At 39.0% G+C, this 11,107-nt stretch carries 12 protein-coding genes; 2 read left to right on the top strand and 10 right to left on the bottom strand.

Annotation, left to right across the window (positions count from 1 at the left end):
• Window positions 1-17: 17 nt before the first annotated feature.
• The 4 genes from V7161_RS22290 to V7161_RS22275 form a co-directional block, all read right to left on the bottom strand.
• Complete coding sequence (locus tag V7161_RS22290; protein WP_263297732.1) at window positions 18-152, bottom strand: hypothetical protein; 135 nt, start codon at window positions 150-152, stop codon at window positions 18-20.
• A 56-nt stretch (window positions 153-208) separates the two neighbouring features.
• Window positions 209-1,678, bottom strand: a complete 1,470-nt coding sequence (locus tag V7161_RS22285) for an amidase family protein (RefSeq protein ID WP_335715050.1) — start codon at window positions 1,676-1,678, stop codon at window positions 209-211.
• A 354-nt stretch (window positions 1,679-2,032) separates the two neighbouring features.
• Window positions 2,033-3,178: a DEAD/DEAH box helicase gene (locus V7161_RS22280; RefSeq protein ID WP_335715049.1), complete on the bottom strand. Its 1,146-nt coding sequence runs from the start codon at window positions 3,176-3,178 to the stop codon at window positions 2,033-2,035.
• 111 nt (window positions 3,179-3,289) lie between these two features.
• Window positions 3,290-3,589, bottom strand: a complete 300-nt coding sequence (locus V7161_RS22275) for a DUF5658 family protein (RefSeq protein ID WP_335715048.1) — start codon at window positions 3,587-3,589, stop codon at window positions 3,290-3,292.
• Window positions 3,590-3,803: 214 nt separating this feature from the next.
• Here V7161_RS22275 and V7161_RS22270 point away from each other — a divergent pair, with 214 nt between their 5' ends.
• On the top strand, window positions 3,804-4,436 hold the full coding sequence (locus tag V7161_RS22270; protein WP_335715047.1) for a copper resistance CopC family protein: 633 nt from the start codon (window positions 3,804-3,806) through the stop codon (window positions 4,434-4,436).
• The gene (locus V7161_RS22265) at window positions 4,437-5,525 is read left to right on the top strand and encodes a copper resistance D family protein (RefSeq protein ID WP_335715046.1); all 1,089 of its coding nucleotides are present in this window, start codon (window positions 4,437-4,439) and stop codon (window positions 5,523-5,525) included.
• A 36-nt stretch (window positions 5,526-5,561) separates the two neighbouring features.
• Here the strand turns inward: V7161_RS22265 and V7161_RS22260 are convergent, their stop codons facing one another.
• The 6 genes from V7161_RS22260 to V7161_RS22235 all read right to left on the bottom strand — a co-directional run bounded on the left by V7161_RS22260 (window position 5,562) and on the right by V7161_RS22235 (window position 10,934).
• A complete protein-coding gene (locus V7161_RS22260) occupies window positions 5,562-7,277 on the bottom strand; it encodes a WG repeat-containing protein (protein WP_335715045.1) in 1,716 nt (571 codons plus the stop codon).
• Between the two features lie 115 nt (window positions 7,278-7,392).
• Window positions 7,393-9,276, bottom strand: coding sequence for an AMP-dependent synthetase/ligase (locus V7161_RS22255; RefSeq protein WP_335715044.1), 1,884 nt, complete (start codon window positions 9,274-9,276; stop codon window positions 7,393-7,395).
• 36 nt (window positions 9,277-9,312) lie between these two features.
• Window positions 9,313-9,678 carry an SCP2 sterol-binding domain-containing protein gene (locus tag V7161_RS22250; RefSeq protein WP_335715043.1) on the bottom strand — a complete coding sequence of 122 codons (366 nt, stop codon included), beginning with the start codon at window positions 9,676-9,678 and terminating at the stop codon, window positions 9,313-9,315.
• 189 nt (window positions 9,679-9,867) lie between these two features.
• Complete coding sequence (locus V7161_RS22245; protein ID WP_335715042.1) at window positions 9,868-9,969, bottom strand: hypothetical protein; 102 nt, start codon at window positions 9,967-9,969, stop codon at window positions 9,868-9,870.
• Between the two features lie 17 nt (window positions 9,970-9,986).
• Window positions 9,987-10,232: an SCP2 sterol-binding domain-containing protein gene (locus V7161_RS22240; RefSeq protein ID WP_335715041.1), complete on the bottom strand. Its 246-nt coding sequence runs from the start codon at window positions 10,230-10,232 to the stop codon at window positions 9,987-9,989.
• A 99-nt stretch (window positions 10,233-10,331) separates the two neighbouring features.
• Window positions 10,332-10,934, bottom strand: coding sequence for a TetR/AcrR family transcriptional regulator (locus tag V7161_RS22235; protein ID WP_335715040.1), 603 nt, complete (start codon window positions 10,932-10,934; stop codon window positions 10,332-10,334).
• Window positions 10,935-11,107 lie beyond the last annotated feature (173 nt).

Here is an 11,107-nt window from a genome sequence, read left to right as displayed (position 1 = left end):
GTTGTTTATTATATTTGCTATTTACTATTTGGACGGTTCCGTTTTAAATCTTCACCAGTTGTAAATTCAACCAGTTCTTCGCTGTTTCTCATGCCCTTTTTTCGATTATTATTACGATTGGCATTGGCGTTTCCCAGCTTCGTTCTTCCCACTGCTGTCAGCTCCTTTTTGAGAAATTCATTGATAGTATGAGTGAAAACAAATGGACTTATTCTTTCTCTAGCACAGGCGACTTTCTGAATTTTGTCTTCTGCTCAAAGGCATAAGCTGCCTGTATTAACATTGGCTCACTATAGGCAGTACCGGCAAAGGTAATCCCCAATGGTTCCCCTTCGGACGTATAGCCTGCGGGGACCGCAATTGATGGATAGCCAGCCTTCGCGCTGATATGTGAGCCTTCTTCATGTGGAAAAACAATTGCATCCAAGTTATAAGTTTCTAAAGCATAATCAATTCCTTGGCGGGTGGAATGGTATAAATCAAATTCCAATGCTTGGACATACTCGGCTTCAGTTAAAGAGCCGCTCGTTTTTTCGGATTCGATCAAAACGGCTTGACCGTACTTTAGCATTTTTTCTTTATCTTGATTATTGAATTCAATTAACTCTTTTAAAGATCTGACTTTAATGGATGGATGCAAACTATTCAAATACGCATTTAAATCCGGTTTAAATTCATAGGTTAAAACATCATATTTCCAATCAGCTTTTGCAGAAGGAATCTCGATATTCTCGATCACCTCTGCTCCTGATGATTTTAAAACTTCTAATGCGATGGCGACGCCCTTTTGTTTTTCTTCACTTAAATTCTCAATGAATCCATGTAAGGCAATCCCGATTCTTTTCCCTTTAAGACCATCCTTTAACAGGTGTTCCGTGAAATCAATATTTAATAGAGGATTGGTTTGTGTGATTGTGTCTTCTTCATCTTTTCCAGTCAGTGCTGTTAGCAATATCGCTGCATCCTCCACTGTTCGAGCCATCGGTCCAGCCGTATCCTGGGTATGCGCGATCGGAATAATACCTCTTCGGCTAATGAGGCCGACGGTTGGCTTTATTCCTACAAGTGAATTTTGACAGGAAGGGTTTAAAATGGAACCGGAAGTTTCTGTTCCGACAGCGGCCGCGGCAAAGTTTGCTGCAACGGCTGCCCCTGAGCCTGAGCTTGAGCCGCCTACATCAAATTTACCAGGGCCGTAGGGATTTAATACTTGTCCGCCTCGGGAGCTATAGCCGCTTTTCATGCCGATGGCCATAAAATTCGCCCATTCGGTCATATTTGTTTTTCCGAGAATAATTGCGCCTGCTTTTCGCAATTGTTCCGCAACACAGGAGTCCTTAAGTGCAATGGAATCCTTTAAAGCAAGGGAACTCGCACTTGTATGCATTTTGTCGTGTGTATCAATATTATCTTTTATTAAAATGGGTATTCCATGCAACCGACTGCGTGGTCCTGATTCCTTTCGTTCAGTATCAAGCGCCGCAGCAATATGTAACGCGTCTGGATTAACCTCCAGGACGGAACGAATCTCTTTATCAAAGCTCGAAATTCTATGTAAATACATCAAAACAAGCTCTTTAGAAGTAATCTCTCCGCTTTCTAATTTCTCCTGCATCTCGCTTATCGTGGCTTCCTCCAGCCATTCATTAAGCAATTTCTTTAATTTTGGATTTTCCATCGTTTTTCCCCTCCGTTTCAATTTATTTATTCAAGACAGGCTGAACAAATCCTTTTTTTGCTACATAAAAATAGGGGATTTTTCACAAAGAAGTAAACTACGTGACCCAAACTAGTTTGCGACTTCTAATACGGTCACGTAGAAGCGGTCTACGTTACTCAAACTAGCTTGCGACTTCCAATACGGTCACGTAGAAGCGGTCTATGTGACTCAATCTAGCCTGCGACTTCTAATACGGTCACGTTGGGGCGGTCTACGCGACCATAAACGTCCTTGAAAAATAAAACGGTCACGTAGAAAAATTCTACGTGACCGTAATGAGTTCTAAATAGAGTCAAGCCAATATCTCTTTCCTTATTTCCTCAGCTTTTGCCCTTTTTCAATTTCCTCTGCAATTTGCCCCTTGAAAAAGATTCTTTTATGAAGAGGAAGATTCAACTCCCTGCAATATCTCTTCAATTCCCGTTCTTCTCTTTCGGTGACAAGTGAAATGACGATTCCATCTGCACCCATCCGGCCTGTTCTTCCTGCCCGGTGGACATATTGAGTGATGTCTTTAGGAAAATCAATTTGAACTACATGGGTAACCCCTTGAATATCAAGACCCCTTGCCGCCACATCTGTGGCAACCAGCATTTTCAATTTGCCATCGCGGAAGGATTTTAACGCAGCCTGTCGGTCTAATTTTTTCATGTCACTATGTAATATTCCGACAGATAGCTCTTTAAAATGTAATTTTTCTTTAAAAACCTGAATCTCTCCGATGTCATTGATAAACGCCAGCGACTTACTTCCCTCAAGGCGGGCTACTTTTTCGAGGAGCTTAATTTTATCCCTTTGTTCACATAGGAAGTAGATGTGCTCCACTTTTCCCGAGGAAGCCACTTTATCTTTTTCAATACGAAGAACTTCAGGTTCTTTAGTCAGATCCTTTGACAATTTTTCTGTTGCTCGTTTCATTGTTGCTGAGAACAACACAACTTGCCGATCACTCATCGTTGATTTAACAATATTTTGGACGGTGCCAAGGTGCTCAGGGATCAATAGCTGATCTCCCTCATCCAGCACCACCATTTTCACCTCGTGCATTTTTACTTTTTTCTGTTTGATCAGTTCAAGCAAGCGGCCAGGAGTGGCAAAAATTACCTGAGGTCGTTTTTTTAATTTTTCCAGCTGCCGCTTAAGGTTTGCTCCGCCAATAATGGAAGTTCCGCGAATACCGCTTCCCTCCGACCACTTTTGGAATTCTTGATAAACTTGCATAACTAGTTCCTGCGAAGAGGCTAAAACGACAGCTTGCAGAGATTGGACGGCCGGGTCGATTTTATTTAATAATGGCAACAAATAAGCAAGAGTTTTCCCTGTGCCAGTTGGCGATTCGGCAATTACATCTTTTCCTTCAAGGATGACTGGAATGGCGGCGTCTTGAATAGAAGTAGCCGTTTGAAACCCAGACTTCTCCCACGCTTCCTGTAAAAATGGCTTTAAATTGTTCAACATAAAATACTCCTTATATAAACTCTTTTTCATAGTATTCGTTTTTTGCTTTTGATCAATCCATATCGTATTGATACTAACTTAATAACCGAGGTGTGTCTAGTTTCTATGGAGTTATATCGAGGTATTTATATAAAGAAGGATCCAGGCGATATGATAGATAAGAACGGAAAAATAAAGTACGCAGGCAGAAACCAATAGCGTCCTAACCCCTCCTTTAAATGGACGAAGGGAAACCAGACCTATCAGAATAATTGGCAGAAGAATTTTTATTAAATAAAAGTAAGACCAGCTTTTTTCAATGAAGAACTCCATGATTGGGTTTCCTTCCTCTACGAAACCCGATACAATCCCAAAATGTGTCAGGACGGCATCTAATATACCAGCAAACAATAGGAATAAACAAAATTTCATGATTCCCTCCATAATCAATATTTAGTATCCATTGTTTCTACTAATTCTTATGCTGATACGTAAGGAATATGGACATAGTTATATGATAATACAAAATTAAGAACATTTAAGTTCTTAATTAAGAATATTTTTTCGAAAAATTAAAGAGATCATTTTTGAAAGGTTTGTGAACAATGGCGCCAAAATGATAAAACCTAGAGGAATTGATGATAGAATGAACAACAAGCAAGATAACAATATAACGGAGTTGAAAATGATGTTTAAGAAAATCTCTCTTATTGCATCAATGTTGTTTTTTCTATTAGGAACTACTGTCTTTGCACATTCACATTTAGAATCTTCATCCCCCAAAAATGGAGAAGTGTTAACCCAGCCATTAAAGGAAATAGCTCTTACCTTTGAAACAACCTTGGAGAGCACCAGCACATTTACTTTAGAAGATTCAAAAGGTACCTCGATACCACTTTCCAAAGTCTCTATTGAAGGGAATAAATTAATCGGAACATTGAATAATGAACTAGCAAACGGTGGTTATAAAATTCATTGGAAAATTATCGGGACGGACGGACATCCACTTGAAGGAGATATTTCATTTTCTGTTCAATTACCAGCAAAGCAAACCACTTCTGCTGCAGCATCAGCATCAAGTGAAATGAAACCAGCTGATAAAAATAAAACTGAGGAAGCTGCTGCACCCAAGAAGGTTGAGAATACTGCCTTGTTGACCAAAAATACCGAAACTATGGAGCCTTCATTTAAAGACTATGTTGTCCCTGGATCTGTCGCATTGTTGATTATTTTCGTTATTAGCGGCTACTGGTTATTTTATCGAAGGAAGCATGCTTAAATGTTTGTAGTAAATATCATGAGCGAAGCTTTGCTTTATTTATGCTTTTCTGTGCTGCTGGGCAGTTTTATCTTACATCTCATTCCAGAAACTGCTCGTCCTTCAATTAAAGTTCCAAAAGGTATTTTATTAGCAGCAGCTCTTGGAATTGCTCTTTTTTCCTTTGTACCAGTATTAAAAATTATTCTCTATTTATATAAGGACCTTGGACTGGGTATGACCATACAGTCTGTTTTGACCAATTTTGAGGTTGGAAAGTCGTGGATTACCACGGGGGTCATTTCTTTTATTTTATTTATTTATCTAATTCCGATTAAACTAGAGCGAAAACCGCACTTCTCAATAACAGGATTAATTTTTACACTAGCTTTAATCGCTGCTCTAGGTTGGTCTAGCCATGCCAGTTCTTTATCAAGATGGCCAGGATTTTTTATTCATACTGCCCATTTTTTAGCTGTGAGTACCTGGATAGGCATTCTTATCGTAGTAAGCTGGTTCTCTAAGAATCATGACAATTGGCTGAAGTTTTTAAAATGGTTTTCACCGATCGCTATCATTTGTTTACTTACCATTATCATCACTGGCATTTCCTTAATGTCCTTTGTTATGGATTTAAGCGACTACGCCAATACATGGCCGTTATCCTATGGACAGGCACTGTTGTTGAAGCATTTGGCGATTGTGCCGCTGCTTGTCTTTGCATTTATCAACAGTGTCCTAATTCGCAATAAGGTTTCAAAAGGGGCTACCTTTAATCCAGTTCCTTGGATGAGGCTTGAAAGTATTCTCGTGTTAATCATCTTTGCTATAACCGGGGCGTTAGGCCAGGAATCACCGCCACATGATATTAAAACAACAATTAAAGCTGAAGGAGCTTCAAAGCTTTTTAGCCTATCACATCAAGGTGATCTAACATTCCCGTTACATTTTTCACCTGGAATTGCATCGCAAAGCCTTATGGTATGGGCGGTATTTTTCTTAATCTTGATGATTTTATCTTTCATAAAAAAGGCACCGAAATTTTTAGCCCTTGTTTTGAGCTTTCTGTTCATCGTAATTGGATACTTAGCACTTATGTTAAGTGTGTAAAATAAGAAGCGTGAATCTGCTAGATTCACGCTTTTTTTAATGAAAGGACCTCCAAAATTCACCCGTTTGGTCAATGATACTCATTACCTCTTTAAACGGTATCCTGAAGGTTGGAAACCCGGCAGCATATGGGGCAATTTCATAAGGGGGAAAATAGATATTTAAAGACTCATCAGTGATAAAAAAAGGTTGATTAGCTTGAATTCCTTTATAGCTATTGGGGAAAACATAGGAATACTCGGAATTGCTTTTGATTTGCTTGTCAATAATTATACTAATTGTTGTTACATATGGACTTTTTGACATAAATAAATCCTTTAAGCTATACATGGAACCTGTTTTAAGATTGATATGAGCATACTTTTTTACTGGCATTCCGTGGGCAGCACCAAAAGGGTAATTATAGCCGTGTATTTCTATAACCAATAAATTCCCTTTAAAAAACGTAACCTCAAAGTCCCCCAAATAATTGGAATCTAATTGTTTATGGGATGGTATAGCCTTTACCCCAGAAAGCTCCTTTAATGCGGCATTTACACTTTCACTCTTCCCCATCCCTTGTATTTGAGGATAATAAACCAAATAATCCTTATTCGGCTTGTATTTCTGCTCTAAAACAGCATATTGATCATTGAGCGGAATCACCGTGTTTTGCTTCCAGATAATCTCGCCTTTACTAGAAAGATATTTTACCCGAAAATCGATTTCACCCTTGATAAGTGTTTTCTCAAACTGCAATCTTCCGCTGCCGCTCACAATGGGAAGGTGCACAACTCGTTGACCTCTCTTATCTATAAAAAAGGTATTTTGATCATCGGAAACTGAAGCAAAACCATCTGTAAATTTGCTAATTTCATTATAAATAAAACCTGTCAAAATACGCCCATCACCATCAGCAACAGCATATTTAGAACCAGCAAATGGTTTAGAGGGGTCAATCGCTTTACCAATCGAATAACGGTTTTCATCTAGATATTCTATTCGATTATAGTTTGGTTTAATAATATAGCCGCCTGTCGGATCAATTAATCCATAGTGATCATTATAATCCTCGGAAACATTGACTATGGCTCGATTATTAATAAAAGATTGTGCACCTGAAAACTTTGGCTCAATGGTGATTTTGCCTTGCTCGTCGATATAACCAAACTTTTCATTAGCACGCATTTGAAATGCCATCATCCCCTGTCCATACTGGCCGACAAAATAAAAAGGGTACCATTTTACTTCCTTCCCAGTAAGGTCGATTAGGGCAAATCTGCCTCCATTATTTTTTACAACTGCTCTGCCATCTGTAAAATCACTGGCAGATTCATAGGTAAGGGGGATTACTTCTTTCCCTCGTTTATTTAAATATCCATATCTATACCAGCCATCTTTAGTATAATCAGCGATTAATGCCCGGCTTTCTTTGTAGTCCCCTATATAGGAATAAGCTATTGAAGTAATCTCTTTTCCACTCTCATCAATCACTTTAAACCCCTGATGATCAATGACGGTGGCCCTCCCTTCTGAAAATGGGTTGATGGTATCATATTTTGGTTTCACAATAAAATATCCTGATGAATTGATGACACCTGCATGGTTCATTGCCCTTACGATCGCTAATCCATTATCCTGAAAATCCCCTGCATTTTCGTAAATGGGTGGAAGAATGAATTTTCCCTTTTCATTGATATATCCCCATTTGTTCCCTCCAATTTCTTTTATGGCAGCCGGAAAAAGATAAACCGTTCTTTCATTTCCAAACATTAGAGCTCACCCATTTTATTTTTTTATATGTATATGAAAAATATGGGCTTTTGGTTTGTTCACCTTTCCAATGGATGAAAAAAACAGCTATTCCCACAATAGCTGTTGATTAAGATTAATGCTCTTTCCCTATGCTATACTCAAGTGATAATCCAACGGCTACTTCGTTTGCCGCGATTTGCATATCGGTAAACATTTCCTCCGTATAGGCATGATGGATGACTTCTTTATATTTTTTTTGAATTTCCGGGATGCGAACCTTTAAGGATGGTGTCAATTCCCCATCTTCCACTGTCCATTCCTTCCCGATGATAACCACTTTTTTCGGCTGTTCATATCGGGCAAATTGTTGGGTGAATCTGGCTACCTCTTTGGTTAAAAGAAGTTGTACTTCTTTTTCTTTCAGCAAATGCTGGAAATTCCCTGAAAGCCCTTTCTTTTCTGCCCATGACAAGAGATTTTCTAAGTCTGGCGAAATTAAGGCTATGACATATTTTCTGTCCTGGCCGATTAAAACTGAATTATTAATATAGATACTTTGTGTAATGGCATTTTCCACTGGCTGAGGAGCGACATTTTTTCCAGTTGTCAGCACGATAATCCTTTTTTTCCGGTCAACAATTTTTAGAAAGCCTTCTTCATCAAACCTTCCAATATCACCCGTTAAAAACCATCCATCTTTAAATGCTTCATCTGTTGCCTTTTCATCCTTGTAATATCCCTTCATCACACTTGGGCCTTTTACCAGTACTTCTCCATCTGGAGCGATCTTAACCTCTAGGTTCGGAAGTGGCTTGCCAACCGTTCCAACCTTTGAACGATTCATTGGATTGGTGCATACAACTGGTGAGGTTTCTGTTAGCCCATAGCCTTCAAGTACTGGGATATCGACTGCCCAAAAAAACTTCCCGATTTCCGGATTAAGGGCACCTCCGCCAGAGATAAGTCCCCTGACTCTCCCCCCCAGTTTCTTTTTCACTTTGCTATAAACAAGAGCATTGGCGAATTTCCAGCTTTTCTTAATTTCTTTTGGCAAAAATCCATTTTTCATTGCATCATCAAAAGTTAACTTTAAATAATGTTCATATTTTTTTATGCCGATATCGATTGCCCATTTGAAAATTTTCCTTCTTAAGGGAGTACCCGTTTCCACCATCTTTTGGGCTTGGGCATAGACTCTTTCAAAGAGAAGGGGAACGCTTACCAGCACTGTAGGCCGGACCTCTAAAAGATTTTCCTGAACCTTATTAATTCCTTCCGCATAGGCAATCGTTGCCCCAACAGATAAAGGCATAAACTGCCCGGCCATTCGCTCAAACACATGAGAAAGGGGCAAATGAGAAAGTAAAATATCATCTGGCCTTGCTTCTAGCACCCAGAATTGAATCCCTTCCACATTGGAAAGGATATTTCCATGGGTCAGCATGGCACCCTTTGGTTTACCGGTGGTACCTGAAGTATAGATGATGGTAGCGAGGTCCCCTCTTGATAATTCATTCCATCCTTCCTCCCAGTTATCGAAGGGATTGACGGAGCCAATATAAGCTAAATGCTGTAAGGATAATAGGGCTTCAGTTTCTTTGAAATTCTCCCCTGGAAAAATAATCGCTGCTGGAATGGGAGCTTTACCATTACGAAGGATTTTATTTAGATACTTTTCATCTTGAACAAAAATGAAAGCACATTCAGCGTTTTGCAAAATGTAATCTATTTGCTCTGGAGGCAGGGTGGAGTGAATCGGCACGCATACTGCCCCAAGACTCATGATAGCTAAATCTGCAACAGGCCAATAAGGATTGTTTTCTGATAAAATAGCTATCTTGTCATTTCGTTTTATTCCTAGATGGGCAAGTCCGGCTGCAATATGTTTTACTTTTTCCCAAAAGGAATAGTAGCTGATGCCCTGATACCTTCCCTCCTTTTTCCATAAAAATGCTTGTTTCTCGGAAAATCGTTCGGCTGATCGGGATACCATTTCTACTAAATTTTTTGCCTTCATGTGACACCACCTCCCGAAAATTAACAATTAGGTTTATTAGAGTTGTTCTTTCACACTATATTGCCGTAATATGCTTTCTATTTTCATCGCTTTGCCGAGATCACCTTTAATTTTTAGCTTTCCAGTCATAAACGCCATCGTCCCATTTAGTTTCCCTAACAAAAATAAATGGAAGTTTGCTAGTGACATGATCAATCTACAATCAGCAGGTGTATCAGAGCCTTCCTGTACGGCGGCTTTTCCGTCCTGAAAGTGGAGCTGGTAAACTCCTGAGTCCTCCCCATCAATATCGAATTGATAGTTTGCATTAAACCCCTGAAACGGAGCTGGATTTGCATTTAATAACTCTTCAATCTTTTTCATTAGACTTTCTAAAGAATACTCTTCTATTTTTTTCGACATTCCTTCGTCCTCCTTTAACACATCTGAATTTTCCATAAATTCAGCATATTATCATATTAACATGATACCAATACGTATTCGTATCAAACAACCAATATTTTTCGACATTTTATCAACATAGATAAAGTGTTTATTAAAAAAGAAAAAGACAAAAGGGAACGATGACTTCCCCTTTGTCTTTTGAAATGATTATAATGGCTCTTTAATTTTGTATTTACGGAGAATGCTTTCTATCTTCATTCCCGTGCTGATGTCACCCTTTGCTTTTACCTTACCAGTCAATAAAGCCATGGTCCCACTTTGTTTTCCTAATAAAAACTTTTGAAGTTATCATATGACAATACCATGGTAACATTTGGAGAAGCTTGAATGCCCTCCTTAATCGATAATGTTCCATCATGGAAAATATGTTGATAGGTTCCTTCTTCCTCTCCGTGGATGTCATATTGAACGATGGCTTCAAAGCCCTTAATCGGGTCAGGATTTGCATTAAATATTTCTTCAATCCTAGTCATCAACTCTGGTAATGTATATGCTTGAATTGCTTTTGCCATTTGTAAATCCCCTTCCATAAGTGTATATCCCCATAATACTAATACGTATTAGTATTATACAGTGAAGATTTTTTGAACTTTTCGAAAAAAAAGCACCCGCTAATTGGAAAGATTAACGAATGCACTAATTACGATCCGATTAAGGAGGCGGGCAAGGTCATCATAACTGACTCGTGTTCCCCCATCTACATTATAGTTCTGAACCACTACTTCATTAATTGCTCCAACCATCGCCTGCGAAACGAGCTGCATTTCGATTTCTGAAACAGTTGAGGGCAGCAGTCCTTGAACTGTCTCAAAAATAAGCTGGGCAAAACGTCGGTGCGCATCGCTCCTTACTTTTTCAACTTCTTGGGATACTCCGACTGATTCCACGAGCATTAAGCCTGCAACTTTAACATCAGAAAAGCAAATTTCGATATAACGCCGAATTCCAAAATAGGCTTTATAAGCGTTGCGATTTTCTTGTTCACTCGCTTGTTTAACCTCACTTATAATTTCTGAGAACAGTACCTCAAAAAGACCGGCCATCAGATTCTCTTTACTGGTGAAGTGTTGATAAAAGGTTGTTTTTGATACCCTTGCCATCTCGACAATATCTAGGACAGAGGTATTTTTAAAACCGGCGCTTGTGAATAATGATAGACCGGCATAAAGGATTTTATCTTTTGCTTCTTTTGGCATTTCCTCAACAAATAGCATTGTTCATCAGTCCAATCTCTTTCGTACGAAAACGTATAATTTAAATATTAAAAGATATTAATTCGTTTCACAAGATTCTTTTTTTATAGCACTGTTAAACTTGGTTGTTGATTTGCGCTCCAGGCGCTTCGCTTTCCGCGGGCGTGCCGGGGAGCCTCCTCGGCGCTTTGGCG

Origin of the sequence: Neobacillus drentensis (assembly GCF_036965425.1) — a bacterium.
GTDB lineage: Bacteria > Bacillota > Bacilli > Bacillales > Cytobacillaceae > Neobacillus > Neobacillus drentensis_F.
This window is presented reverse-complemented; position numbering and strand designations above follow the sequence as displayed.

Bases quoted from the DNA above. Each gene is read 5' to 3' on its own strand.
- V7161_RS22285 (WP_335715050.1), bottom strand. From the start codon at position 1,678: ATGGAAAATCCAAAATTAAAGAAATTGCTTAATGAATGGCTGGAGGAA.
- V7161_RS22280 (WP_335715049.1), bottom strand. From the start codon at position 3,178: ATGTTGAACAATTTAAAGCCATTTTTACAGGAAGCGTGGGAGAAGTCT.
- V7161_RS22275 (WP_335715048.1), bottom strand. From the start codon at position 3,589: ATGAAATTTTGTTTATTCCTATTGTTTGCTGGTATATTAGATGCCGTC.
- V7161_RS22270 (WP_335715047.1), top strand. From the start codon at position 3,804: ATGAACAACAAGCAAGATAACAATATAACGGAGTTGAAAATGATGTTT.
- V7161_RS22265 (WP_335715046.1), top strand. From the start codon at position 4,437: ATGTTTGTAGTAAATATCATGAGCGAAGCTTTGCTTTATTTATGCTTT.
- V7161_RS22260 (WP_335715045.1), bottom strand. From the start codon at position 7,277: ATGTTTGGAAATGAAAGAACGGTTTATCTTTTTCCGGCTGCCATAAAA.
- V7161_RS22255 (WP_335715044.1), bottom strand. From the start codon at position 9,276: ATGAAGGCAAAAAATTTAGTAGAAATGGTATCCCGATCAGCCGAACGA.
- V7161_RS22250 (WP_335715043.1), bottom strand. From the start codon at position 9,678: ATGTCGAAAAAAATAGAAGAGTATTCTTTAGAAAGTCTAATGAAAAAG.
- V7161_RS22245 (WP_335715042.1), bottom strand. From the start codon at position 9,969: ATGGCTTTATTGACTGGTAAGGTAAAAGCAAAGGGTGACATCAGCACG.
- V7161_RS22240 (WP_335715041.1), bottom strand. From the start codon at position 10,232: ATGGCAAAAGCAATTCAAGCATATACATTACCAGAGTTGATGACTAGG.
- V7161_RS22235 (WP_335715040.1), bottom strand. From the start codon at position 10,934: ATGCTATTTGTTGAGGAAATGCCAAAAGAAGCAAAAGATAAAATCCTT.